A 26,839-nucleotide genomic window follows, 5' to 3' on the forward strand; every position below is an offset into this window, starting at 1 on the left:
CATGGATCTGGGTATCAAAGACCGTATCGCGCTGATCAGCGGCGCAGACTCGGGAATGGGCAAGGAGACGGCACGCCTGCTGCTCGAAGCGGGCGTTCGCGTCGCGATCACCGACCAGCCAGGCGGCACGCTGGACGAGGCGCTCGCCGAACTGTCGCCGCTCGGCAGAGTCATTGCCGTCACCGGCGACGTGACCAAACCCGACGACGTCCGCACCTTGTGGGCACAGGTTCGTGACGAACTCGGCGAGCCCGACATTTACGTCAATGCGGCGGGCGTCACTGGTGCGACTGGTGACTTCCTCGACGTGGACGACGCCGGCTGGCAACAGACGCTCGACATCAATCTGATGGGTGCCGTGCGCATGTGCCGGGAGGCGATCCCGGTGATGCGTCAAAAGGGCTGGGGCCGCATCGTGCTGTTCGCATCCGAGGACGCGGTCCAGCCTTATGTCGACGAGCTTGCCTATTGCGCCTCCAAAGCAGGCATCCTCAGCCTCGCAAAGGGTTTGTCGAAGGCCTACGGTTGCGACAACGTGCTGGTGAACACTGTTTCGCCCGCCTTCATAGCTACGCCCATGACGGACAAGATGATGCGCAAACGCGCCGAAGAGCGCGGCGAGAGCTTCGACGCGGCGATCAACAGCTTCCTTGAGGAGGAACGTCCCGGAATGGTGTTGAAGCGCCGCGGTCGCGCGGACGAAGTCGCTGCCGCCGTTGCGTTTCTGTGCTCCGAACGTGCCAGCTTTATCAACGGCGCGGGCATTCGTGTGGATTCCGGTTCGGTTTTCACCATCGCCGGATAAAGGACACGCCGCGGTACCTTCCGGTGCCGCGGCGTTGCCACACAACTCTGAGGATCAGGGGTTAGCCAAGAACGGTCTTGAGTGTTCGGGTGCTCGGGACGTGACGACAGTAGACGCCGGTCAGCATGCATCCTGGTGAGACAGGACATCGAGCGCCATGACATGGGCAAGATGCGACAAACCCTGCGGCAAGTTTCCGAGGAACACGCCGGTTGTTGGGTCCGCCATCTCGGTCATGATGCCGACGCCGCGATCGAGCGCAGCGGTAATCGACATGAATGCCTTTTCCGCTTGATCGCGTTGACCGAGCAACACGCGCGCCTCGACCATCCAGAACGTGCAGGCGAGGAAACAGCCCTCCTCCGCGTCGACGCCGCTATACCGGTAATGGTACGGCCCGGCACCGAGCTCGGCGTCGATCGCGTCGAGTGTTTTCCTAAGTTTCTCATGCCCGTCGAAGCCGAAGCGAACCGCGAGCGCCAGCGAGGCGTCGAGCTTGTCGCTGCCGGGATAGAAGACGAATGCCTGCTTCGTTTCGGACCAGCAATGCTGTTCGATCCACGCCGCGATCCGGTCGCGTTCGCGGGCCCAGCGGTCACGGCACGTCGTGGGCAATTGACCATCGTCCGCCAGCTCGACAGCACGCGCAAGCGCCTGCCAGCAACTGACCTTGGACATCGTGTAATGCTGCGGATCCTCCAGCTCCCAGATCCCGGCGTCTTTCTTGCGCCAGGCGTCCGCGCATTGATCGGCAAGGTGCGAGAGCAGTTCGGCACTGGATGGATCGAGGATGTTGCCGCACCCGACAAAACACGAAGCCGTCTCGAAAATGTCTCCATAGATACCGTGCTGATGCTGGTCCGTCGCGGCATTGCCGATCTGCACCGGCGCCGACCGGCGATAGCCCGGCACGTCGATCTCGGTAAGGTCCGGCACCAGTTCGCCACCTAGCGTATAGCAGACGCGCGCGTCATGTTCAGCGAGCCGCTTCAGCAGCCAGGTAAAGGCCGCCTTTGCCTCGGCCTGCGCGCCGGCGGCCAGGAATGCCTTAATCGTATAGCCCGCGTCACGAATCCATGCGTAGCGATAGTCGTAATTCTTCACCCCGCCGATTCCTTCGGGAAGCGACGTCGTGGCCGCGGCGGCAATCGCGCCCGATGGCGAGAACAGCAACAGCTTCAGCGCCAGCACGCTGCGGATGAAGGCGGCGCGATGCTCGCCGTCGTAAACCACACGCGATGCCCAGGCGCGCCATTCCTCATCGGAAAGATCGATACGGTCGTCGATGTCCGCGATCGTGGGAACCACCAGGGGTTCATCTTCCCCGGCAACGATCGCAAGCACTTCGCATTGCCCCTGCGTAACGGTGAGCGTGCCTCTGACGGCGTCATCGGCGCGTTCCGACACGAAGCCTTCGCTATGCCGGAAGAGACCCAGCACCGATCCAACATGGAAGACCGAATGGCGGCCAATCTTCGATTGATACGGGCTAGCACCGTTTGCCCGGCGACCGGGCCGCATTTCCACCGCGAACGCGACGGTGCCCTCAAGCCCTTCTACCCGCCGCGCCAGTTCCGCCCAGGGCAAGCGGCCAGCCGTGCCGCTGTTCATCGACTCCGTGACCTTGGCCTGCCCTTCGGCGGTCTTGAAGATAGTCTCGAGAACGTTGCTGTCTGGCCGATACTGCCGCTCGACCTCGAAGGGTTCGGTTGGCGTCACGCTGAAGCGACCGCCTTCTTCCGGATCGAGCAGACGATCGAACAGCGGTGGGGAATCGAGATTCGGAACGCACCACCAATCGATCGAACCATCGGCACCCGACAAGGCAACCGAGCGACCGTCGCCCAGCGCGCCATAATCCTCCAACGCGAGATAGCCGTCGGTTCTGGTTCCACTTGCAGCGGGCTGAGTGGCACGCGAGAGCAAGCCTGCGAGAAGGCCCGTCACGCCTGTGACCCCGACAGGAGGCTCGACGCCGCGGCAGCGTGATCATCCGGTTCCGCTTTGCTGCTACGCGGAGCCGCGACGACCGCCGGAGCTTGGGCGACGTCCCGCGCGACGATCTCGCCCTTCCAACCGGCCTTTGCAAAAAGCTGTTCGGTAGCAGACCCGATGCCGGCGCTATCACCAGAGAAAACGATCGTTTCGGGCATGCTCACTCCGGGCGGATGATGGCTAGACGCAGGGCCGGTCGGCCTGCACGAACAGCAAAGTAGGGAAGGTCCCAACGCAAGAGGATCAAACCCTATCCGTTCTCCGAAGGCAGAAAGATGGTCCGACGCCTGACGCCACCGGCTGCGCGACCCATAGGTCAAACCGAGCGACACTTAGGCGGAGCGCCAGCCATGCGTCGGACCATGCGATCTCGACAACACTCCGCGCGTCTTGCGGCATTCATTCCCCCTTCCCCTTCAACCTTCGACGCCCATTCATCTTTGCCCGTCGAAGGGCTGATGCGCGCTCGTGATCGGTGCTGCCCGGGCACGTTATTCCTTGTGGGTCGTTTGCTGCATACCCAATCAGCAGGAGCCGATATGATTGAAGATCCCCGCACCAGCCAGCCGACGAGTTTTCCCGACGAGCCGCAACAGCCGAGCCCCGGTCTGACGACTGAGATGCGTACCAAACCGGACCATGGCGAGGATAGCTATGTCGGTAAGGGCCTGCTCGAAGGCCAGGTGGCACTCATAACCGGCGGTGATTCCGGTATCGGTCGCGCAGTGGCGATTGCGTATGCGCGCGAAGGTGCAAACGTCGCCATTTCCTACCTTTCCGAAGAGCAAACCGATGCCGAAGAGACGCAAAAGTGGGTCGAGAAGGCAGGCAAGCGGTGCATTCTGTTGCCGGGCGACATCCGCGACAGGGATCACTGCGTAAAGCTCGTCGAACGGACGGTCGCGGAACTCGGCGGCCTCAACATCTTGGTAAACAATGCCGCCGCGCAAACCATGAACGAGGGGCTGGATAGCATCGACGACGACGAGATGCAGGCCGCTTTCTCCGCCAACGTCTTTGCCATGATCCGTCTGGCCAAGGCGGCCGCACCGCACATGAAGCCGGGTTCGGCAATCATCAACACGACCAGCGAACAGGCCAAGGTCGCGGGTAAGAACATGATCGTTTATGCGGCGACCAAGGGCGCCATCTCGAGCCTGACGGTAGGCCTGTCCAACCTGCTATCTGGGGACGGCATTCGCGTGAACGCGGTTGCGCCCGGCCCGATCTGGACGCCTATCCAGCCGATCGCAAAGTCCCCGGAGGAATTGGAGACACTCGGCCAAAACACGCCGCTTGGACGCGCCGGACAACCGGGCGAACTCGCGCCCGCCTACGTGATGCTAGCGTCGACGGAAGGGAGTTACATGTCCGGCAATGTCGTAGCGGTCACCGGTGGCGTTCCCATTTCCTAATTCTGACAACCCGACCTCAGCCGACTGCCGTCTGCGGTCAGCTGAGGTTGAACGCCCCGCGGATCTTGAGACTACTTCAGAGCGGTTAGCTCCCGCACATCGTCGAGAGTTCAGGCTGTAAGCTGAGCGGCTGAACGGAACCACTGGCCAGAGCATCAGCCGTCAGCTGGGCAATATTGCGCAAGAAAGTCACAATGACGCGGTAGCGTGCGTACCGTCCTTGATATTCCTCTGGAAAGGTCTGCAAACGATGTTTCCAGATCTGATCCCTTTATCATACTGGCAATGCGATGATGTGCACGCGGCACGATGCCTTGTCCGAGCATGACTGAAACCCAGGAATCGATTCTGAACAGGTCGTCCTGTCCCTGCCAAGCGCCGGCCGTTGCGGCAAAAAGAGAAAGGCGTTCAGCAAGGCTATCAGGAATTGGCATGCTCGCGCAGTCACGCCAGAACGGGGAGTCGGTACGTTCCGTGACGTGGTAATGGAGAATAATGAAGTCGCGTACATGCTCCCACTCGTGCCTGGATTGAGTGTTGAAGCGTGAGGCCAGTGCAACGTGATCGTCCCCCCGAAATGGGAACAACTGAATCAGACGGATCACCGCATTCATGATCAGATGGATGCTGGTCGACTCGAGCGGCTCGATAAAGCCCGCCGCAAGGCCCAGCGCGATACAGTTCCGGTTCCAGGCCTGCCGTCGCATGCCTGAACGAAACCGCAGTGGTCGCGGCTCGAACAGCGGGCGGCTATTCAGAGAACCGATCAACGTAACGTGCGCCTCATCGTCACTCATGTGCCGGCTAGAATAGACAAGGCCGTTACCAGTCCGCGTCTGAAGCGGAATTTGCCAGCGCCAACCGGCGGCATGCGCGATCGCGCGGGTGTACGGCACCGGCGGACCGACTGCCTCCGTCTGCACAGCAAGCGCCCGGTCGGTTGTGAGCCATTCTGACCAATCTTCGAACCCGGTCTCAAGCGTGGCTTCGCTCAAAAGCGCGCGGAAGCCGGTGCAGTCGATGAATAAATCACCCGCGATCTGTTCACCCGACGCCAGGACAAGCGCTACGATATCGCCGCCTTCACCATCGCGCTGGACCTGTTCGATGCGTCCCTCAACGCGCCGCACGCCCCAAGGCTCTGCCAACGTCCGAAGGAACCGCGCGTAGGCGGTCGCATCTAGGTGATAGGCGTAGGCCAGCGAATGGTGTTCATCGTGTCCGAAAAGGCCTGCGCCGGCCGCCTGCTGTTCGAGCGAGTAGTCGCCGTATGCGCCACCGAACCCACGTTCACGTGCCGCGAGCCAGAAATGCTGAAAGTCGGCGATCGCCACCGACCGACCGACGCTTCCGAATGGATGAAAATAGCTGTCGCCAATCTTGCGCCAGTTCTCGAACGCGATGCCGAGTTTGAAGGTCGCCTGCGTGGCACGCAAGAACGCGGCTTCGTCGATGCCGAGGAAAGCATGGAAACTGCGCGCGGTCGGAATGGTGGACTCGCCGACGCCGACGGTGCCAATCTCGTCCGATTCGACAACCGTCACGTTGACCAGCGGCCCGAGCTGGCGGACGATCGCCGCAGCAGCGATCCAGCCGGCGGTACCACCACCAGCGACGACGACGCGGGTACGCGGTGCGTCCATGGGTGCCGTCATCGGTTAAGCCGGTTTAGCAGATAGGCGCGCAACTGACGTGCGCCAGCCTCATCGAGCGGTGCGAGCGGTCCGCGCGCGGGCACGGGCAAATGCGCTGCGACTGCCTCAGCGTCACCGAATACATAATAGTCGAACATCGCCCGCCATGCGCGTTTCTCTTGCGCGGGCCGGTCCCGCAGGCTGAGGAATGCATGCAGCACCGTATCCATAGGCGTATCCATGAATGTGGGTACCGGATTCCACCAATAGTTCACCAGCACATTGAAGTCGTCCAACGCCTCGACATGATGCCACCACAACGCCGGGTAAACGATGACGTCCCCAGCCTCGAGTTCTGCCACCGATCCGGCGGCAAGTGCGGCGGCGAAGCGGGGATAGGCTGTTAGATCAGGTGCGGTGAAATCAACCATGCTGACCACCTGCCCGCCGGGCGTGGGGGCAAGCGGACCGGGATACAGGTTCGCGACTTGATCCGGCGGGAACAGCGTAAATCGCCGCCGTCCAACCGCACAGACCGCAGCATTGTTCGACATGTCGTGATGCGCAGACGCGATCGTGCGGTTTCCGATCCAGATGCTGGCGAGCGGCGGGTGGTGATTGAAGACCGGGCCGTATGGCAGCAGATCGTTCTCAGCACGAAAACCGGGAAGATAGTCGTCAAGATCGGTGGAGCCGAGATAATAGGCCGGCCCCGCGACGTCGCCCAGTTGGCCAAGCAGAAGATCAAGAAAGTCGCCCAGCGAGATCCGCTTGGCGGTGAAATTCAAGGCCGTGGCGGTCTCGTCATAATGGAAGCGCCCCTTGATCGCAGGATCGCCGACATATCCTGTAACTGGGCGGTCCGTGTCGAACCGACGAAGATAGGCGGCGGCTTCTCGAGGCGACGCACGTCCGGCCTGGACTAACGGCCAGTCGGCGGCAAGCCCGCGCAGGATCACAGGTTCGTCGAGTGCTAATAAAGCTTCTAAATCGACGACGCCGGTGCCCTCGATCTCCCGCACCCGTCGCGATACCCGCAGGCGCTCAGCCATGGGCCTCCTTTCGAAGCTTCCGATCGATCAGGTGGCGAAGGTTGCCGAGCGACGAAGCGATCCAAAGGGCAGGACGCAAGAAGTCGTCCCGGTGAAGCCGTGCCAAAGCTTCGCCGTCAAGCGCAGCCAATCGCCCTGCATCGACGGTGAAGCGATGGGGAATGTCATAGCGGCGCCCATCAGCAAGATCGAGTTGCAGTGTGGCGGGTTCAAGCAAGTCAGCGGCAGCGAACGCTTCGAACATCCGTTTTTCGGTTTCCAGACCGACATAGATCCTTTGTAACATCGCCGAGACGTAATCGAGCAACGGGCCGTTCCCGCCGAGGTCACGGAAAACCGGCTCGCCAGTCCTGCCGACGCGGGGATGGTCCAGTTCGACGTGGATCATGGGTTCGCCATCGGACGACACGCCAATCGAAAAGGGTCCACGCGCCCGAGCCGCCGGCACGTACCGCGCATCCCACCGTTCACCGTCGAGAAACAGGTTCTCATCAGGATCGAGGCCCAACAGGACTGTGGCGAAAAGAGAACCGTCGTCATCTCTCCGTATCAGGATCGCATAGTCGCGCTGCAGCTCCTCAAACTCAGGCGGAAAGACCCGCGTCTGATTGATCGCGTCGCCGTAGCGCGCGTGATGTCCGACTGCGACACGCAGGTCCCGGTGGTCGACGTTGTTGAGCAAGACCGGAGACGTCATGAAATCATCCTAGACGAGAAGGCCGCTGGGGTCAGCGGCCTTCCCGATAGTTCGTTAAAAGCGGTATCGGGCCCCGACTAGGTATCTCGCGGACCCTTCCGCCAGGTACCAGATGTTGCTCTCGTCACGACCGTACGACCGCACTCCCTCCTCGGTAAGATTGATCGCCTCGAACCCAAGTGCCAGACGCGGCGTGAGATCAAAGTTCACCGACAGATCGAGCTGCCCATAAGGCGCGGTGAACACCGGATTGCGATCGCCGCCGCGGTTGATACCGCTCAGGAACTTGTCGCGCCAGTTGTACGACAGCCGCGCCGAGATGCCACGCTTGTCGTAGATCAGGGTCGCATTGGCGGTATCTGAGAGGCCTACCAACGCAAAGGTGTTGACGCTCGGATCTGCGGCAACGTCGATACCGATATTGCCGCGAACTAGCGTGTAGCTGGCTGCCACGCCGAAGCCCGTGTTTCCAAGGAAATACTGTCCGGCAAGTTCGAAGCCATAGATATGCGCATCCTGATTATTGATCGGCGTATTCACCGCGAAATTGAACAGCGGATCCTGTCCGTTGGCGGTGACGTCGTACTGACCCAAGACCTGATCTACGAACCCCTGGTTCAACGCACGACTCTGCGTGTTGTAGTTGGCCGCAAACTGAGCGTTCGTCGTCGCCACGTTGCCCGCATTCTGCTGCAGCAATGCGGTGTAGGTAAACAGATTTACGTCAGTAATGTCAGCATTGAACGTGCCCGCCAACTGCTGGCGCGCAGTACCGGACCGCGTTCCGGCGGTACCGGAGGTGGGATCGCGCAGGCCAAACAGGTTACGGTTGACCACCGTCTGGCCGATGAAGTTATGGACCTGCTTGTTGAAGAAGCCAGCAGACAGGAAAACGTCTTTTCTCGGATACCATTCGAACGAGACGTCAATGTTGTCCGATGACAGTGGGTCGAGATCGGTATTATGCGCGGTGCCCGTCGCTATGCCACCGATCGCCGTCGGGCGGCCCGGACTGCCAACGTTGGTCGAGGCAAATAAGTCGCCATAACCAGCCCGTGAGATCGTCTTGCTGTACGAAGCCCGTGCAAAGAGGTTACGGATGACCTCGAACTTGGCATCCACCGACGGGAGCCAGTTGCTGTAGCCGCCACGCGAAGACAATGTCTGGCGATCGGACGTGTTTGCCACGAAAAAGTCGTTGTCCGCAGTCCACACGATTGCAGTGGGTACCGGCTGAAGCGAAACCGCCCGCACTTTGGTATTCTCGTACCGTACGCCGGCGACCAATTGCGCGTTATGATCGAAAAGCTTGCCGTTCCACGCCCCTTGGACATAGCCCGACCAGACATTCTCGCGGACGCGGTTGTCGTCATTCGCGTCGATGTTGTTGGCGTGGTTCACGCCGTCGTTCGTCACGCCAAGATAATAGTCGTACAGCGTATTGTAGAGCTTTGTGGCATCCTGTGTGCGGAACGCGACCAACGTGTTGGCGTCCGGTTTTCCATCGTTGTGTTCGAACTTGCATACGTTGCAGAACTGAAACACCTGACCGGGGGCGAGCCGTGCAACGTCGGGCGGCAGCGAATTGCCCCAGTCACCCAGGACCTGGCGAGTATTGTATTGCGTCTGCCGCGTGTCCGTGGTGCGGTAATCGACGCCGGCATCGACGCGGAGTTGATCGTTCAACACCCAACCCGCATCTGCGCGCAGTTCTTTAACCCGCTGCGTCTGATTGGACGCGAACTGACGTTGCACCGCGCTCGACAGATCCCCGAGATCGATCACGCCGTTGCCGTTGCCCTTGATAAAAGCCTGGCCGGTCGGCGTCGTGCTGGTCGAGCCGTCGTTGATGGCGATCGTCTGTTGCGGGAAACCATCCTTTCCGAGCGTTAGCGAATGCGCGGCAACGACCGGCGCATTGAACGCGACAGTGGTCGACGTCTGACCATTGGGGTTGTCGGGAGAACTATCCGCCCGACCGATGTGGCCATCGATCGCCAGAGTGAAGCGTTCAGTCGGCTTCCACTCGATGTTGCCCCCAAAATCGTACAGCTTGTTCTTCTGTGCGCGATACGCTTGCTCAAATGCTTCGTCCTTCACGCCGTTGATGGTTTCCGAAAGGAAGCTCGTCGTCGCAATGCCGTTGCTGGCGTCGTCGAACGTGACCACGCCGAACGGGCGATTGAACCAGTTGGACTGGGTCGATCGACGTTCGGATTGACGCAGCTGAGCGTAGAGGCCGTCTGCCGTAAGGGTCAGCGTGTCGGTCGGGCGGAATTGCAGAACGCCAGATCCGTTGATGCGCTCGCGGCTCGCCTCAGAAAAGTGATAGCGGGAGTCATTGGGCACCGAGACCAGAACGTTGCCGTTGGTCGGACGGTTGTTGATTACTGTCTGACCGTTGACGAACCCGTTGCCAGGATTCAGGAAGTCGGTGAGCGACCGGATGTTCCAGTTGTCGGGCGCGACGCTGGAGAAGCTGAAGTTGCGCTTCTGGTAGCTTCCGAACAGCGAAACGCCGAAGCGCTGATTAGGATCGCTCCAGCTCGCAGTACCGGAAACCTCGGGCGTTACTCGCGCGCCGCAGTCGAAACAGTCTGACGAGCTGTTGTCGTATGCGCCCTTGACGCCTAGCGAGCCGAGCAGGCCCGTGTCCCTGGAGTCGAGCGGACGACGGCTGACGACGTTCACGGCCGCTCCGATGCCACCCGAGGGGATCGCGGCGCGGCCGGTCTTGTAGACCTCCAACGTCTTGACGCCTTCGGAAGCGAGGTTGGAAAAGTCAAACGACCGACCGAAGCCACCAGCACCATCGCCGCCTTGGTCACCGCCCACTGCAACGATGTTCGACGTCGCAAGCTGACGGCCGTTGAGCGTAACAAGATTGTACTGAGCGCCAAAGCCGCGGACCGTAACGGTTGAACCTTCGCCGTTACGACGATCGATCGACACGCCCGTGATGCGTTGCAGCGATTCCGCCAGATTGGTGTTGGCGAACTTGCCGATGTCCTCCGCGCTGATCGCGTCAACGACACCGAACGAATCGCGCTTGATCGCGATCGACCGCTCGAGCGATGCGCGAACGCCAGTCACGACGATATCGTCGCTTGGAGTCTGGTCCGGCATCGCGTTGGTGGCGGTCGCGCCGGTCTCGATCTGCGGAGCGCCTGGCGACGTATCGGCTTGTGGGGTGCCCTGTTGGGCCTGAACCAGCGGTGTCGGACTTGGCGCTGCCTGCGCATTCGCGACGGCTGGCATCGTCAACCCAGCAACCAGCGCGAATAGTGACGTCGAGCGCGCGAACGCCGACGAAATAGATCCCCTCATACTCATCCTCCCTGACCGGCATGTCCCTGCCGGTGTATGAACCTGGCGGTGTAACCCCGCGTAATTCCACCGTGCTTTCGCCCGACATCGATGTCAATCGGTCCGCAACATCGCCGTCCGTGTCGTGCGTATTTGTTTCAAGGTGTGTCAAAAGCAGCACGGACCGACGCCCGGCGTTGTTCAGTCAGCCTGACCGTGCCTACTGCGATCGCCGTCTGGGCATCCGTCGCGAGCTTGACGGCATAGGTGCCGCCTTGAGACGCCAGCCAGCGGCTTCCCATTGTGGCAATGCGCGTCGAGCGGCAGTGATCGTCAACGTCGGTATGCCCAGACGAGGGACGCCGGGCTCGTAACCAACGGGCGGAAACATATCAGGCGTTAGGTTGTTCGCCATCGGGGGAAATATGCCGTGAACGTATTTCAGCCTTTCGGCCTTGGTCGTCGCCTTTACGAGTACGTCGGCCCGGTCCGCCGCGGTAATTGTGGTGTCGCGCCAGGTCTCAAACCTCCGCGCATCCGTTCCGCCGGCTGTCTCTGATGCCGACGGCTGTGCAGGCCCCTTCCCCGGCAGCGTTTGCGTCAAGAGCACCATCTGCGTGAAGCTCAACAGCGCGCAGGCGGTCCGCGAGGATCGCGTACTCCTCGTAGAAGTCTTCCCATGCCGCATCTTCCCGAGCGGCTTGGCGGCGTGATCACTCCCTCCGACATCGATATCAATGTGTCGTGCGATGCCATTGTCGTACGTTGCGCGGCATCGGCGCCTTGATAGGATGAGGCGTGACCAACAGCACAACCCTTGCGCCCGAGACCAGCGAACACCGCGCGACTCTGCTGTTTCGGCTTTGTATCGGCGTGTATTTTCTGGGAGGCTTCCTCAACTCGCTGGTCGGACTGCTTGTACCCCGGTTACGGATGATCGAAGGACTGACTCATACGCGTGCACTGCTGGTGCAGTTCGCGTTCCATTCTAGCTATCTCCTCTTCGCCTTACCGATCACCGCGCTGGTGGTTAAGTTTGGCTACATGCGAAGCATCGCGGCGGGGCTGGTTGTCATTGCGCTCGGTTGCGGCCTGCTGGCCGCCTCGCTTGGGTCGTTCGGATATATGGTGGTCCTACTCGCACTCTTAGCGCTCGCCAGCGGAGTCACCTTCCTGCAGATCGCCGCCAACATCGTCGTCCCGGTGGTCGAACCAACACGCCGCGCCGTTTCGCGACTGACCTTCCTGCAAGGCTTCAACTCGCTCGGCACCGTGCTTGCGTCGTTGGCAGGATCCACACTGCTGCTCGGGACTGGTCGGCCACGAACCGGTGACCTGACAAATCATGTACGGGTCGTTTTCCCGTTCCTTGCCGTTGCGCTGGTCGCATCTGCGCTTGCATCAGCCTTCATCTACCGACGCGATTTGCTGCTCGCGTCCTCGACGCCGCGCCATGTGCCGCTCTCGGGCATTGTCGGCGTGCTGTTGAACCGGCGGCTGCTGGCGGGTGCAGGCGCGATGTTCGCCTATGTCGGCGCCGAAGTCACGATCGGCACACTCCTCGTAGAGTATTTGGCGATGCCCGAAACTCTGGGCATCTCTCCGGTGGCGGCAGGGCAACTCGTAGGTCTGTACTGGGCTGGTGCGCTGGCCGGGCGACTGGTAGGCGCCCGCTACCTCGCTCGGTATAGCGCACCGACGATGCTGCTCGGCTGCGCGATCACCGCCATTGCGCTCGTGGGGATGGCAATCGGGTTGCAAGGTCCGGTGGCGGCTTCGGCATTACTTGCGGTCGGGCTGTGCAATGCGATCATGTATCCGACGATCTTCGCGCTTGCGCTGCCTGACGATCATTCCACCGCGACCTATGCCTCAATGTTGTTGTGCATGGTTGTCGTGGGCGGCGCCATCATCCCGTTGCTGACCGGCGTTGTTGCGGACATGGTCGGGTTGAAGATTGCGTTCGGTCTTCCAGGCGCCTGCTACATCGTCATCGCAGGGTTCGCATGGTGGCGGCATCGGACATGGACTTTATAGCGGGATGATGCCGCCGGTAACCATCAAGGATGTCGCTCGCGCCGCAGGTGTGTCGCCAAAGACCGTTTCGCGGGTAATGAATGCAGAGGCGCATGTCAGGCCAGCGGTACGGGATCACGTCCTACGGGTCGTCGCCGAACTGGACTACCGCCCGAACGCCTACGCCCGCAGCCTGTCGAGTTCTAGATCCTACCTCATTGGGCTGTTTTTTGACGATCCGGCATCGGGATACGCCGCAGACGTCCAGCTTGGAGCGATGGTCCGCTGCCGTCATCACGGCTACCATCTTGTTGTCGAACGAGTTGACCGCGGCGCATCCGGGGCGCTCGACCAGGTGTCGAAAACGGTGCAGGCCTTGCAGCTCGCAGGGGTTATTCTCACCCCGCCAATCTGCGATTGGCCCGATCTCGCCGACCTGCTTGATCACCGCGGCATCCCGGTCGTGAAATTGAATTCGTCGCCAAACGATTCATCTGCCGCGGTGATTTACATCGACGACTATCAAGCCGCCCGCGATATGACTGATCATCTTATCGCGTTGGGACACCGCGACATTGCTTTCGTTCAAGGGATTGTTTCGCACGATGCGGCCGGCAAGAGGCTGGCTGGGTTCAGCGACGCGATGCGTTGCGCAGGGATTGGCATCCGAGATGCCTGGATCCGGGGCGGTGACTTCAGCTTCCGATCCGGCATGGCGGCCGGAGACGCAATTCTGTCGACAGACGACCGTCCCAGCGCTGTGTTTGCCGCCAACGACGAGATGGCTTTGGGAGTTTTGGTCAGCGCCGCACGTAGGAATATTGCCGTACCTGGGGCCCTGTCCGTCGTCGGCTTCGACGATGCACCCATATCTCGCATGGCGTGGCCTCAGCTGACGACCATTCACCAACCCAATGGCGTTCTCGCCAGTGTCGCCATCGATATCCTGGCCGATCCGTCGTACCAACAGGCTTGCGACCGACCCGCGCGATCGGTTCAGGTGCCGTATACTTTTATCGAACGTTCAAGTTCGGGCCCGGCTTGACGTGCAAATGCCGTTATCTCACCGCTCGATAACGGGCGGCATGGAGCGGGCGACGGCGAGGAAACAGTGACCGGCTGTTCAAGCTTTCGCACCGCACTCCGTAACGGCGCCGCCACCTCACTTTGTAACCGTTCGGCGATGCTGCTTGCCGCATCGCGTTCCAAACTTTTGCGGCTCGTGCGATGCAGATCAGAGCGAGTTTGTTGGCCTACTGATTGGTCGAGTAATTCCGTTCAATCATCGCTCAATTGCGGCACGCACCTCCGTGCGTGCCGCAACCAATGATGGAGAGAGGGTATGAACGCTCTGAGAGCTATATCAGAACCGCACAGTCGCACCGACCGACAAGTTGCGGCCCAATGAGTCATACCGCTGCGGAATGGTGTTGGTTCGCGCAAGGGCGACGTTGTACGAGTCCGGAACGATCGGCGCGCTCCGATCCAGCAGATTGTTCGCAATCAACCGCAGCGAGAACGCCTTGTTGACCGCAAAGTTGAGCGCCAGATCGAAATAGTTCTGAGGGGCGACCCGGAAATACCCCGTCCGCGCGCGCTCCGGCGTGCCGCCGATCGCGGGATCGTCCGAATTGTCGGCATTGGTCAGCGAACCGACATAACGCCAGTTAGCCGAGGCGCTGAACACCTTGCTCATCGTGGTGTAGGTTGCGCGCAGGCCGTGCGACCACTTCGGGATCAACTGGCCGCAACCATTGCCATAATAGCCCGCACAATTGCGCGACGGCTGCACCGGTGAATCCTGGCCACCCGCGAAGGTCGTCAGCGAGCCGTTGAAGTTCCAGTCGATCTTGCCGAGCTTGTCGAGGTTGAGCGTGTATTGCGTCTGGAAATCATAGCCGCGCGCGATCGACGTGTAGAAGTTGGTCGTTCCCTGGCGAATGAAGCCCGTGGTCGGGTTGCTCGCTGCCGACGAATAGAGCGTACCCGTGCCCGGGTTGCGCACGATACCCTGACAGAAGAACGCATCGCCGTTCGAACGCTGGCATCCATCGGTGTAATAGCTGTAGTCGTTATACCCGAGCGAGTTATTGATCTTGATCCGATAGCGATCGACCGAGAAGAACAGCCCCGGCACGAAGCGCGGCTTGATGATCAGGCCGTAGGTCTGGGTGTAGGCGGTCTCGGGATCGGCGGTGAACCCGCCCGAGCGCACGGTGCACCCGGTTGCGCCGGTCGACGCATCCCCCGGACAGAGCAGCGTCGGGCTGCCGTACAGCGCGTCCGACAGACCCGTCGCGCGGCAGACGTCGCGCGATGCGATCGGCGACCCGTATGTCACGCCGCCATTGGAGTTGCTGGTGACGGTCGGTGCGCAGAAATCGTTGAACGTGCCCGATCCGCCGCGCGCGAACTCGACGTTGGTCGCCTGGCGAATTTCCACCACCGTCGGCGCGCGCTGTGCCTTGTTGAACGAGGCGCGGAACGTCAGGTCGCGAACCGGGGCGTAGATGCCCTCGACCTTCCAGGTGTTGAAGGTGCTGGGATTGCTGCTGTACTTCGACAGGCGATAGCCGCCGTTGACCTGCAGTTGCTCGACGAACGGCTTGTGCTGAACCAGCGGTGCCTGGACTTCGATATTGCCTTCCCAGACATCCTGGCTGAGGAAACTGTCGGTCCCGCCGAGGCGGGCGCGATACGCGCTGTCCGCCCGCGATTTGAGCGTATCCTTGCGATATTCCGCGCCCAATGCGACCGCCACACCCTGTTCGGCGAACGGCGACGTGATGCCGTACTTCCCGAGGTCGCCGGTCACGTTGGCCTGAACGTCGTACAGCGTGCCGACGGTTACCGACGTGCCCTGATTATAAAGATAGTCGATCAGCGCCGGATCGCTGTTGCCCGCGCTGAAGGCGTCGAAGGGAACGCACGCCGCGTCGGCCGTCGCCGCGCAGGTCGGTGCAGCGCGGGTTCCGCCGACGTTGATCGCATTCTGCAACCGCGTCGGGTCGACGAAGCTCGGCGAGTAATCCTGATGGTTGCGGGCGTAGACGCCGCCGACGTCATACGTCCACGCATCGCCGACTTTGCCGCGCACGCCGCCGGTGAGGCGGAGGCCGGTGTTCAGATACGCGTCGGGCTGGTCATTGCCTTCGCCCAGGCGGTAGCGAAGATCGATCGGTGCAGTCGCCGCGGTTCCGGCGGCAGCACCGCAGATCGCGGTGGACTGGCTGGCCGACAGGAACGGGTTGTTGCAATTCACTTGGACGTTGCCGCCAGCGATCGCCGGGTAATTGTTGTAAGACTTGTCGCGGAACCAGATGCCCGATGCGTAGAGTTCGGCGTTGGGCGAGATGTCGAGGCTGGCGAAACCACCAGCGTTCACGCGCTCGGAGGGGCGCTGGTAGGCATAGTTGCTGAAATAGTTCGACGCGTTCCCCGCTCCCGGCCCGAACGGAACGAAGGTCCGCGAGCCGTTGGGGTTGTTCACATATTGGGCGTTGGCGTTGGCGCCGCTAAGCGGCGTTATCAGGCCGCTGGTCGAGCTGCTTGGCGTCAGCCCGCACGACAAGGGCGCGTTCAGGCTCGTTTGTGTCAGATAACAACCCGAGTTCGAACGATCGGACAGCAGAATCGCGTCGGTGTGTTTGTAATTGACGAACCCGTTGAGCCGCAGCGCGCCGTCGAAGAACTTCTTGCCCGCGGTAAGCGTCACGTCGGCACGGCCACCGTCGTTGCTCAGACCCTGCTTGCTGCTGAAACCGGCGCCGCGCGCCAGCGACGACACCACCGTGTCCTTGTTGTTGTGGTTGTAGAAATTGTAATTGCCGTCGAGCTGGATCCCTTCAAAATCCTTCTTGAGGACGAAGTTGACGACACCCGCGACTGCATCGGAACCGTAAACCGACGAGGCACCACCGGTCAGCACGTCGACTCGCTCAAGCAGCGACGGCGGGATGATCCCGACGTCTTGGCCGTTCTGGGTACCGATCCGCTTGCCGTCGATCAGCACCAGCGTGCGTTCGAACCCGAGGCTGCGCAGCTTGATCCGCTGGCGACCATCCGAATCGTTATAGGTCTGCTGGCTGTCCGGCGCGACTTGCGGCAGCCGGTTGAGCACGTCCTCGACGTTGATCGCCGCCTGCGCCTTGATGTCCTGCGCGGTCACCGACGTGATGGGCGCGGCGGAGGTCGTGTTCGGACGTTGAATGCGCGATCCCGTCACCACGATCGCTGCATCCGCTTGCGGATCGGGTTCTGCTGCTACGACCGCCGTTGCGGCGTCTGCCTCAGTCTTTGCCTGTTCGGGCGTTTCTTGAGCGACCACAGGTGCTGCATGCAGGAGAAAAACAGCGGCCAATACGGCCTGCGACGCAACGTTTCGTACAATCATAGCAACCTCATCCAGACGGCGTGCAATCACGCTCTGCAACTGGTGGGTCTGGTATCATCAAAATCGCAGAATACAAATACCAAAGCATAACCAAAGGCTTTAGAGGTTTCATACCCTGTACCAAGCGGAGGTGTGCGGGATCGAGATGCGCGTGCTGATGCTCGCGAGGCCGATTCCGGCACGAATGATGGCGGGCGTTGTCGCCACCGCAGCTCTCCTGAGCAGCGCCCGGCTTTTCTTCCAACGTAAGGATCCGTTTGCGACGTTCATTCGGCCGCCCTTACTCTCGCAGCAGCAGAAGGTTCGACCGGCATCATTCCGCAAAGCGTTGGGTAATGGCGCTTCACCTTCTAGTCCCGTCAGCCCCCTTGCCGGTGCGGCCGAACGCTGTCAGCCGCAGGAATGAGGATGCCTTCTCCTGACGGGCGCGAGGCGATAGCATATCCGAACCAACTCGCGCTTCGTACGCCTCAGGTCGTGACCCTTCCCTCCTCTATCCCTATCAAGTCCAAGTGCTTGCAGACCGGGATCTACGCATGCATGAGGAATTGATGTTCGGAACTGATGATCTCTCCGGCGCGGCGCATGTCGTTCAACTCGCGCTGACGCCGATCTTCCTGCTCACGGGCCTCGCCTCGCTGCTCAACGTGTTCACGACCAGATTGGGTCGCATTGCCGACCGCGTCGATCGACTTGCAAGCGATCCTTCAGGTCATCCCCGGCAGTTGGCCCGTCTTCGTCTGCGGTCGCTTGCGCTCGACGTGGCTGTCCTACTGGCGACCCTTGCGGGAGCGCTGACTTGCTGCGCTGCGCTGACCCTCTTTCTCGGTGCGCTGCGCAACGCTGGAACGGGCTATATCCTCTTCGCCTTCTTTGGATCAGCCCTCGTCTTTGCAGTGGCAGCATTGGGAGCATTTGGGTTCGAGACCATCTTGTCCGGCCGTTCGGTCAGAGAACAGGCGCAACCCGAGGGTGATAGACAGGAGCATTGTCAGCCGGACCGGCATAGCGCCCCGGCGCAGCGTACCGGCATTCGGACGTACGGTACCATTCGCCCTGACCAATCAGGCAGTCCTAAAGGCGAACCCGACCCACCGACGTTCGGGGTCAGCAATCTGCCGATGCCAGGAGCATAAACGAAAGGCGGCAGAACAACGGCACCGGGCAACAACCCGCGGACGGAACGGTCGAATTCTTTGAAGATACCCTTCGCTTCATCTCGCCAGAATCTATCGGGCGAGTTCCGCCCTATGGCGTGCATGCGCTGCAAGTTCTCCAGCGCGTGCTGACCAACTGAACTCAAGCATTGCACCCGGCGATCGACCCTCGCTTAGTGAGTGGCAGGCAAGCGCAAACGCTACCGGTCAAACACCGCCTGTTCTTCGAACGCAATGCCGCGGGTACGTGCCGGTCCAAAAGCGCGGCAAACTTCCGAAGAGGGAATGTCCGTTCAGAAAGCTAATACTTCGTACGGTTTCGGCTCCGGGTTCACGCAGAAGCGACCATCGGCATCAAAGCATACCCAGGTTCTGGAGCCATTGCTTGACCTCGCCCGGCCATTCCCTGGTGATCGGATCGGGCGTTGGACGCATTCCGAAGGCGTGACCGCCTTTTGCATAGAGACGCATATCAACCGGTACGCCAGCGTCGTTCAGCGCCAGCGCATATGCCATCCCTTGACGGACATTGTCCGTCGGATCGTCCATGGCATGAATGATGAGCGTTGGCGGTGCATTCGGGCTGATCTTCACCCACGGTTTCAGTTCAAGGCTGTTCCTGCCCTTGCTGGTATCGAGCATCCGCGCCGTGTAGGCGACGATCGCGAAATCCGGCCGGGGTGATTGCTGATCGGCTGGATCGGCTACCGGGTAAGTGCGGTCTTCCGTGTTGCTCATATTCGCTACAAGATAGGCACCTGCAGAAAAGCCGATCACGCCAATCTTATGCGGATCGATCCCGTATGTAGAGGCGCGCTCCCGCAACAGGCCCATCGCTCGCTGAGCGTCTTCCAGACCCAATAGGACTTTTGGTCGCTGCTGCGGCTTTCCTGCCTCTGTTTCCCAGATCTGGGGTGTCCGATACTTCAGCAGTACGCAGGTCATGCCCTGCTGCACGACCCAGTTGCAGATTTCAGTTCCCTCGAGATCGGTCGCAACTGCGTAGAACCCGCCACCGGGTAAGACCATCATCGTCGTTCCGGTATTACGCCCTTTAGGCTTGTAGACGGTCATGGTCGGCCGCGTCACATAGCTGGCCCAATGCCACATTTTTCCTGCAACAAGTGGCGAGCCATTTCCGGTAGCTTCGGGATGGTCGCCCGTATCCGGCTTCGCCAAGGCAACATTCGCAGGCCACAGCGGGACTTGCGTACCACCTGCACCCGGTTGCCACACCCCTTCCCGTTCAACCTTGGGAACGACGACCCTGGCTGGCGAAGCGTCGGGCGAGCTGGGCTGACCATAAGATGCGCCGGCGATGCCGAACGCAAAGAGAGACGGCATAACCAACCGGAACCGCGACAAACCTTGTCTCCTGCTATTTTCGTGCAACCAAGCCGTGAGACCAGCGTGATGCATAAGCAACGTTCAGAGTGGGACGACATCCGACCTTCTACTGTTTCGTTCTGAGAGCAGCATCGCGTCGCCTTCCGGCTTCCCCAGTTCGATCGAGCCTTGAGTACCTTACCGCTGAGCAAAGCAAGAGGCGGTCGGTCGGCCAATTCAGTATGCTTGCCTGAACCGGAGAACGATCAGGGTCTGCCTACTGCAAACATCCAGAATAATCACGGCTACGCCAGCATCGCTACGCCTGCGACATTTTCAGTCCCATCCGGTCAAGGGTTTGGGCATAGTGCGAAAGGGCTTCGGGAGTTGGTCCGGGATAAGCGCCGGGGGTCGGTTGATCGCCGATAAACCCCATGTCCACCTTACCTTCCGGCAGGCTATAGAAACCGAGAACGAAGAGCTTTCGCATCGTGTCCATGAACGCCACCGGAGCCGCCATCTTGGCGATCGGCACCGCAACGCTCAATGCGTCGAGCAGTCCGCCACGTTGCCCAGGCGTGATCGCAACAAAGGCCTGACCGTGCAGGATCCGGCTTTGCGCATCGAGCCATATCAGACCGCCGATCACCTTTTCGCGGTCAACGCGCTGGACCGGATAGGGTGCGCTGATCCATTCGTCGATGAACGCGCCGACGCCGAGCGCCCCTGCCCCTGGCGATACTGTGTCCCTGGGCAGGATCAGGTCGCCGAGCAAGTCGACCGTCCTGCGCTGCGCAACGCTCAAGGTCAGCGCCCATGGAACCTTCGGCATCATCAGATCGGGGTCACGGCCATAGCCGATCGCCTGCGCGAGCGGCGGCGTGTCGGGCCAATCTACGATGACGTCGAACGGCGGCGCCGCCCCGGCGGCATCACCCATGCCCGCGGCCATCGCGGGCGGCGACCAGCGCGCCATCGGCAACACCGCGGCGGCCATCATCCATTGCATCGTGGTGCGGCGCGACAGCGTCATGCGAAAGCTCCCGACTTCAACCGCTGCGCCAGCCGCTCGGACGCGCGCAACGCGAGCGCGAGGATAGTGAGCGTTGGGTTCTTGTGTGCGCCGGACGCAAAGACCGCGCCGTCCATCAATATGAGATTGTCGACGTCCCAAGTCTGGCCATAACTGTCGACTACCGACGACTGCCTGTCCGCCCCCATCCGGGCCGTACCCAGTTCATGGATGATCTCGCCGCCCGCGGTCATGATCTTTTCCGGCGGCAAATCGGGGTCGAGGATCGTACCGCCCATCCGCTTGAACACGGCATGCGCGGTTCGCCGGCCGTGCGCTACCTGGTTCACTTCATTTTGCGACCAGCGAAAGGCAAACCGCAGCACGGGGATACCGAACCGGTCCTTCACGACCGGATCGACCTCGCAGAAACTGTCCTTGTTGGGGATCATTTCGCCGCGCAGCGTCAGCTGGATCGTCGCGCCCGAGGCGCTTCGGACCGCCTTTTTCAGTGCCGCCCCCCAGACGCGCGGCAAGGCTTCTGCAGGCGGAATGCCGAACCGGCCACCGATCTCGAAATGATACCCACGGGCAAAGTCGAGCTCGCCGCGCTTCTGTTGCTGATACAGCCAGAAGGGGATGTAGATGTGCTGCCCACCAATCCCTTCTTCATTGTAGCGCGGGCGATCGGCAAGTGCCGGAATATAAGCGCGGAAGGACGCGCCAGTTGAATCGGTCAGATTACGACCCAACTCTCCGGAGGAATTGGCAAGGCCGCGCCCGCCTTCCCCCGAATTGAGCAGCAGGCGGGTCGTTTCGCCGGTGCCAGCCGCCAGCACCACTGTGCGCGCCTTTACCTGATGTCGCATCCCAGTCTTGCGATCGACATATTCGACCCCGCCAGCACGATCGGGACGCGCCATCGTCACGCGCGACACCATCGCATCGGTAACGATCGTCAGCCGCCCGGTCGCCTTTGCCATCGGCAGCAGCGATGTGGTCGTCTGGAACATCGCACCGATTGTGCAGCCGCGCGTGCACGGCGTCGCGTTGAGGCAGGCACTGCGCGGCGCAACCGCGTCAGGCATGTCACGCGTCAGCACTGCGGTGTGGGCCGCGCGCACCGGGATCCCCAGATCCTCGGCGGCGGCCTTGATGAGCATTTCCGGGATGCGCGGGTGCGGTGGCGGCATCAGGCATCCTGCTGGGGAATCCGGGTGGTTCTCCAGCCCCAGCGGGCCACCGTTGACGCCGATCATGCGTTCGATGCGATCGTAGAACGGCGCGACGTCATCATAACCGATCGGCCAATCCACCCCAAGGCCATCTCGCGAGAACGGTTTGAAGTCATACGGCCCAAGCCGGGGCACGTGCCGCCCCCAGTGGTTGGTCCGTCCGCCCAGCATGCGCGGGCGATACCAACGGAAATCGGAACCCTCCCGCAATGTGTACGGCTCGCCCTCCACCTGCCATCCGCCGCCGACCGTCGCATCGAAATAGCCGAACGGCTTGTCGGGCGTGGCTGCACCGCGCAACGGCGCGTCGCTCTCGGGCGCAAACATGTTCACTTCGGCCTGGGGATCATAATCGCGCCCTGCCTCGAGCAGGATACACCGTAGCCCGGCCTTGGTCAGGGTGTAGGCCGCCATGCCACCTGCCGCCCCTGATCCAACGATGATAACATCGGCCTGCGGATCCGACGTGGATTTCGCGTTCCGTTTCACTTGCTCGCCCCCACCGCACTTGGCCCGATAACGCGGAGCTTGATGTTGCGGAACGCCACTGGCTCGCCATGATCCTGCAGTGCGATCAAGCCGCTGGGAAACGTTCCAAAGAAAGGCATCTTGGCAAATTTCGACGCTGCCACACGTTGACGCCAGGCATCGTCGCCGTAGGAAACGTCGGCGGTCGGTTTCCCGTTCAGCCATTGGCGGATACGACCGGGCTCGACGAGCAACCGAGCGTGATTCCAGTTGCCAACGGGCCGCGCTATCCCGGGGGGCGGCACCGTCAGATCGTATAGCGCTCCGGCGTGATGCGAGGGGATCTTGCCGTCGGGATGGCCGACGTCATCCAGGATCTGCATCTCCAGCCCGGTTTCATAGATCTGCCGGGTCTGGGGCACGTTGCGCGCGAGGTACAGAACGCCGCTGTTGCCGCCTTTCGCAACCCTCCAGTCCAGCGTCAGTTCGAACGCGCCATAGCTGTCGGCGCTCACCAGATCTCCGCCGCTCATGCGCCCGCTCGTCGCGGTGAGTTCAAGTGCGCCGTCACGCACCGTCCACGACGGCGAGGGAGCCTTGCCATCGAACGATCGCCAGCCGTCGAGGTCATGACCGTTGAACAACAGACGCCACCCCTCCGCCCGTTCCGACGCCGAAATCGCGTTGGACCTTGCCTCTCGCGCTAATGCGGGAGCCGTTGACAACGCCACGACGCACAGAACCGTTGTGGACATTCTTCGCATCAGGTCTCTCCTGTCGGTGCCCATCTTTGACGAGGAGCGATCTCGATCGATTGTAGCCAGTTCATAACGCGACGGAAACAGGCGTTGCCTCGGCGGGACTCTTCCGGACGAAAAAGTAAGCTAGTGCCGGTTCCGGCTGCACCGACTTACCCTCCATAAAACCGGTTCTTGCAGTTGCGAAGAACGATGTATCGTTCAAATGAATGTGCAGGCGTTTGTTGTTCCAAACCAGCCCAGTGCTTCGAGGGTGGCGGTGATAGACGCGATTGGGCTTCGCCATGCAAGCACATGCCAGCGACAACATTGCTTCCGGTTCGGTCACCCCTATGCTCGAAAACTGGTACCCGACCTCTGCGCCGTTGTTCCTCAAGGCGATGCCCCAAGCCTGTTTTGGAGTTTTGGCGCAGGCCTGAATCGTACTGCGGCGTGTGACGATAGTGCATTTGGCACGGCGCGGTCCTATGTCGCATCGCCAACTCCAACCCGAAGTGGTGCCACATGTCGAAGCCCATGAAGATCGATTTCGTATCCGATGTTTCGTGTCCCTGGTGCATCATTGGTCTGCGCGGGCTTGAAGAGGCGTTGGCCCGCACCGGCGACCTGGTCACCGCCGAGATAACTTTCCAGCCGTTCGAGCTAAACCCGCAAATGGGTGCGGATGGTCAGAACATCGGCGAACACATCGCCGAGAAATATGGGTCCACGCCCGAACAATCGGCCGCCAGTCGCGCGATGATCCGGGAGCGCGCTGCTGATCTCGGATTCGCGATGCGGATGTCGGATACGAGCCGCATCTACAACACCTTCGACGCGCACCGGCTGCTGCATTGGGCGCACATCGAGGGTAAGCAGGCGGCGCTCAAGCGCGCGCTGTTCGACACGTACTTCACCGACCAGCAGGACCCGTCCGACCATGAGGTGCTGACCGCCGCCGCTGCGAAAGTCGGCCTTGACCCGAAGCGCGCGGCAGACATCCTTGCATCGGACGAATATGCAGACGACGTCCGGACTGCGGAGAAATTTTGGCAATCGCACGGGATCAGCGCGGTGCCTGCCGTCATCATCAACGATCGCTATCTGATCTCCGGAGGGCAGCCGCCTGAGGCGTTCGAAAGCGCGTTGCGCGAAATCGCCGCCTCAGCGTGAGCTATCTCTCCCCACGACCCGGGGAGACCCTAATTTACGGCGTCGAACACGAAAGCGGTTCCCACAAAATCACCCTTTAAAGGGGCGCGGAGCCCACGCTCCATCCAGTAGGCGCCGCTGGCGCGGGCAGGCACGCCCTCAGGGAGTGCCGCACCGCCAAGCACCCGGACGGAATAGGTCTGGGCAGGGTCGAGCCCCTGCGGATGCTCGGCAACCGGATTGTCGCGCCACATCGACGAATGCAGCATTTGGAACATCACGCCCTGACGTCGGTCCTGGCCCACATACATCGTCGCTGACGACGCATTGTCCTTTGTTGGTGGGTCGATGCGATAAAGTTGCCCGCGCTGCACAGTCTGGCGGATGCTCTTATACGCCGCGACCCATTTTGCGGCCGTGGTGAAGTCCCCCGCCTGCCATTTGTCCAGATTGGCACCGATCCCCAATCCACCCTGCATCGACGACAGGAAGCGATAATCGAGCGACGTCGCGCGGGTGTTCGCCCAGTTGGGGCTGTCAGTCACCCATGCCATCATCACCGATACGGGATAGGCCTGTGTAAAGCCGTCTTGGATCATCAAACGGTCGGCCGGATCGGTATTGTCGGATGGCCATACTTCGTCGGAAAGTCCGAGGATGCCAAGGTCGACGCGGCCACCACCGCCCGAGCAGCTCTCGATTTCCAGCTTGGGATGACGTCGTCGCAGTTCGGACAGGATATAGTAGAGGTTCCGGACGTACTCAACGTAGACCCGCTGCTGATCCTTTACTTGCACCGCCGGCCATCCGGGTTCGGTCCAGTTACGGTTATAATCCCATTTCAGGAACGCGATGGTGTTGTCGCTTACCAGCTTGTCGAGCACAGCGAGCAGGTGATCGCGCACGTCGGTGCGCGCGAGGTTGAGCACCAACTGGTTGCGGCCTTCGGTGCGTGGCCGATCCGGGTAGTTCAGGACCCAATCGGGATGCGCGCGGTACAGGTCGCTATCGACGTTCACCATCTCCGGCTCGACCCACAAGCCGAAATCCATTCCGAGCGATTGCACCTTGTCGATCAGGGGCTTCAGCCCGTTCGGAAATTTGGTTCGGTTGACCGTCCAGTCCCCAAGCCCGGCCTTGTCGCTGTTCCGCGCACCGAACCAGCCGTCGTCGACGATGAACCGTTCGACCCCGATCTTGGCCGCCTTCTCGGCCAAGGCTTCCTGACCGGCCTCGGTGACGTCGAAGGCGGTCGCTTCCCAACTGTTGTACACCACCGGGCGTGGCTTGGCGCGTTCGCCGCCCGGGAGGATATGCGCGTTCTGAAAGCGGTGAAAGGTGCGCGATGCCCCGCCCATCCCGCCGTTCGAATAGCCGGCATAGAAAACAGGCGTATCCAGGACTTCCCCAGGCTTCAGCGTCCACGAAAAGTCATAAGGGTTATATCCGCCCATGATGCGGATACGACCGAGATTGTCTTGACCGACACTGATCCGGAACGATCCAGACCATGCCAGCGCGCCGTACCAGACCGGCCCTGAGTCCTCGCTGGTGACACCTTCGCGACCGATTGCGAAATACGGATTGTTGCCGTGCCCGGTTGAGCCACGCCGGCTTTCCAGCAGCGTGAGCGCCGGCGTGACTGCGACGTCTTTCTTTGTCCATTCGGCCGCGTGGCGACCGGTGAGGTAGTGCAGTCGGTAATCATCACCAACCGGCAGGGTGAACACAGCTGAGGCGATTTGATCGACCCGAACCTCGCGCCGATCGCCGTTACGAACCGACGCCGATCGCGCCAGGACTCCGGTCTCGGGATCAATCGTATAGCGTAACGTGACGGACAATGGACGCCGGATGTCCACCAGCTCGATCGTTAGCGTTTCGCCCTGCACGCGGTGCGACTTGTATTTGAGAACGAGATCGCGGTTGCCGTCCGCAAAGATGGCCTTGATGCCGGGATCGCTGACCAATCCCTCGCCCTGACCCGGATATTCCTGCAACGTCACTGAGCCGGCAGGATCGAAGCCGGAGAGCTCGCCCGGCGCCTTTACCAGCACTGGATCACCAACTTTCACCGGGTCAGTGGCAACGAGGGGGTCTTTGGGCGCCAGCGATGCACCCCAATAGAGCGGCTGTAGATATCCGTTCTTATCGACGCCAAGCGCATACGTTACACCACCTCCGTCGAGACGGAAAATGCGTGCGTCCTGGGGAGCCGTCACCTTTGCAATAGCCGGCGTTGGGGCAGCCACGCCGATCAATCCGGTGAGAAACACCTTAGCCAGCTTCATCGCAATGTCTCCCATCGTTCGCTTCGAGCGCAATCGTTTGCACCAAAATATATGATAATTGTCCGGGAGCAAGGCAATTCATCCGGGATCTTAGGGCAGAGGCTGGAAGCGATGCTGTTCCAACTTGTTTGGTCCTCGGACATCTCCG

At 61.1% G+C, this 26,839-nt stretch carries 18 protein-coding genes; 6 read left to right on the forward strand and 12 right to left on the reverse strand.

Going from position 1 to position 26,839, the window contains the following annotated elements; genetic code table 11:
- Position 1 precedes the first annotated feature (1 nt).
- Complete coding sequence (locus QBJ92_RS09015) at positions 2 to 805, forward strand: SDR family NAD(P)-dependent oxidoreductase (RefSeq protein ID WP_277969353.1); 804 nt, start codon at positions 2 to 4, stop codon at positions 803 to 805.
- A gap of 120 nt (positions 806 to 925) precedes the next feature.
- Here the strand turns inward: QBJ92_RS09015 and QBJ92_RS09020 are convergent, their stop codons facing one another.
- Positions 926 to 2,731 carry a glycoside hydrolase family 15 protein gene (locus QBJ92_RS09020; protein WP_277969386.1) on the reverse strand — a complete coding sequence of 602 codons (1,806 nt, stop codon included), beginning with the start codon at positions 2,729 to 2,731 and terminating at the stop codon, positions 926 to 928.
- A gap of 17 nt (positions 2,732 to 2,748) precedes the next feature.
- The gene (locus tag QBJ92_RS09025; protein WP_277969354.1) at positions 2,749 to 2,958 is read right to left on the reverse strand and encodes a hypothetical protein; all 210 of its coding nucleotides are present in this window, start codon (positions 2,956 to 2,958) and stop codon (positions 2,749 to 2,751) included.
- A gap of 381 nt (positions 2,959 to 3,339) precedes the next feature.
- Here QBJ92_RS09025 and QBJ92_RS09030 point away from each other — a divergent pair, with 381 nt between their 5' ends.
- Positions 3,340 to 4,215, forward strand: a complete 876-nt coding sequence (locus QBJ92_RS09030) for an SDR family oxidoreductase (protein ID WP_277969355.1) — start codon at positions 3,340 to 3,342, stop codon at positions 4,213 to 4,215.
- 155 nt (positions 4,216 to 4,370) lie between these two features.
- Here QBJ92_RS09030 and QBJ92_RS09035 read toward each other — a convergent pair whose 3' ends face one another.
- The 4 genes from QBJ92_RS09035 to QBJ92_RS09050 are packed head-to-tail and all read right to left on the reverse strand — an operon-like array spanning position 4,371 to position 10,925.
- A complete protein-coding gene (locus QBJ92_RS09035; protein ID WP_277969356.1) occupies positions 4,371 to 5,870 on the reverse strand; it encodes a tryptophan halogenase family protein in 1,500 nt (499 codons plus the stop codon).
- The gene (locus QBJ92_RS09040) at positions 5,867 to 6,901 is read right to left on the reverse strand and encodes a cupin-like domain-containing protein (RefSeq protein ID WP_277969357.1); all 1,035 of its coding nucleotides are present in this window, start codon (positions 6,899 to 6,901) and stop codon (positions 5,867 to 5,869) included. Before QBJ92_RS09040 ends, QBJ92_RS09035 begins: the two co-directional genes overlap by 4 nt.
- Positions 6,894 to 7,598 (reverse strand): SapC family protein, encoded by a 705-nt coding sequence (locus QBJ92_RS09045; RefSeq protein ID WP_277969358.1) that lies wholly within the window; start codon positions 7,596 to 7,598, stop codon positions 6,894 to 6,896. The genes QBJ92_RS09040 and QBJ92_RS09045 overlap by 8 nt, the downstream gene beginning before the upstream one ends.
- Positions 7,599 to 7,652: 54 nt before the next feature.
- Entirely contained in the window at positions 7,653 to 10,925 is a 3,273-nt protein-coding gene (locus QBJ92_RS09050) for a TonB-dependent receptor (protein WP_277969359.1), read from the reverse strand.
- A 777-nt stretch (positions 10,926 to 11,702) separates the two neighbouring features.
- On the opposite strand from QBJ92_RS09050, the gene QBJ92_RS09055 reads away from it, so the two are divergent.
- Both QBJ92_RS09055 and QBJ92_RS09060 read left to right on the forward strand, forming a co-directional pair.
- Positions 11,703 to 12,941 carry an MFS transporter gene (locus QBJ92_RS09055; RefSeq protein WP_277969360.1) on the forward strand — a complete coding sequence of 413 codons (1,239 nt, stop codon included), beginning with the start codon at positions 11,703 to 11,705 and terminating at the stop codon, positions 12,939 to 12,941.
- A 4-nt stretch (positions 12,942 to 12,945) separates the two neighbouring features.
- Positions 12,946 to 13,965: a LacI family DNA-binding transcriptional regulator gene (locus tag QBJ92_RS09060; RefSeq protein ID WP_347342788.1), complete on the forward strand. Its 1,020-nt coding sequence runs from the start codon at positions 12,946 to 12,948 to the stop codon at positions 13,963 to 13,965.
- A gap of 318 nt (positions 13,966 to 14,283) precedes the next feature.
- Here QBJ92_RS09060 and QBJ92_RS09065 read toward each other — a convergent pair whose 3' ends face one another.
- Positions 14,284 to 17,247 (reverse strand): TonB-dependent receptor domain-containing protein, encoded by a 2,964-nt coding sequence (locus QBJ92_RS09065; protein ID WP_277969361.1) that lies wholly within the window; start codon positions 17,245 to 17,247, stop codon positions 14,284 to 14,286.
- Between the two features lie 602 nt (positions 17,248 to 17,849).
- Here QBJ92_RS09065 and QBJ92_RS09070 point away from each other — a divergent pair.
- Positions 17,850 to 18,449, forward strand: a complete 600-nt coding sequence (locus QBJ92_RS09070; RefSeq protein ID WP_277969362.1) for a DUF2721 domain-containing protein — start codon at positions 17,850 to 17,852, stop codon at positions 18,447 to 18,449.
- A 375-nt stretch (positions 18,450 to 18,824) separates the two neighbouring features.
- Here the strand turns inward: QBJ92_RS09070 and QBJ92_RS09075 are convergent, their stop codons facing one another.
- From QBJ92_RS09075 to QBJ92_RS09090, 4 genes are all read right to left on the reverse strand, one after another.
- Complete coding sequence (locus QBJ92_RS09075) at positions 18,825 to 19,835, reverse strand: alpha/beta hydrolase (protein ID WP_277969363.1); 1,011 nt, start codon at positions 19,833 to 19,835, stop codon at positions 18,825 to 18,827.
- A 280-nt stretch (positions 19,836 to 20,115) separates the two neighbouring features.
- On the reverse strand, positions 20,116 to 20,829 hold the full coding sequence (locus QBJ92_RS09080) for a gluconate 2-dehydrogenase subunit 3 family protein (RefSeq protein WP_277969364.1): 714 nt from the start codon (positions 20,827 to 20,829) through the stop codon (positions 20,116 to 20,118).
- Positions 20,826 to 22,532, reverse strand: a complete 1,707-nt coding sequence (locus QBJ92_RS09085; protein ID WP_277969365.1) for a GMC family oxidoreductase — start codon at positions 22,530 to 22,532, stop codon at positions 20,826 to 20,828. The genes QBJ92_RS09080 and QBJ92_RS09085 overlap by 4 nt, the downstream gene beginning before the upstream one ends.
- The gene (locus QBJ92_RS09090; protein WP_277969366.1) at positions 22,529 to 23,299 is read right to left on the reverse strand and encodes a 3-keto-disaccharide hydrolase; all 771 of its coding nucleotides are present in this window, start codon (positions 23,297 to 23,299) and stop codon (positions 22,529 to 22,531) included. Before QBJ92_RS09090 ends, QBJ92_RS09085 begins: the two co-directional genes overlap by 4 nt.
- 474 nt (positions 23,300 to 23,773) lie before the next feature.
- Here QBJ92_RS09090 and QBJ92_RS09095 point away from each other — a divergent pair, with 474 nt between their 5' ends.
- Positions 23,774 to 24,421: a DsbA family oxidoreductase gene (locus QBJ92_RS09095; protein ID WP_277969367.1), complete on the forward strand. Its 648-nt coding sequence runs from the start codon at positions 23,774 to 23,776 to the stop codon at positions 24,419 to 24,421.
- A gap of 29 nt (positions 24,422 to 24,450) precedes the next feature.
- Here QBJ92_RS09095 and QBJ92_RS09100 read toward each other — a convergent pair whose 3' ends face one another.
- A complete protein-coding gene (locus QBJ92_RS09100) occupies positions 24,451 to 26,763 on the reverse strand; it encodes an alpha-galactosidase (protein WP_277969368.1) in 2,313 nt (770 codons plus the stop codon).
- Positions 26,764 to 26,839: the final 76 nt, after the last annotated feature.

Source organism: Sphingomonas echinoides, assembly GCF_029623395.1.
Lineage (GTDB): Bacteria > Pseudomonadota > Alphaproteobacteria > Sphingomonadales > Sphingomonadaceae > Sphingomonas > Sphingomonas echinoides_A.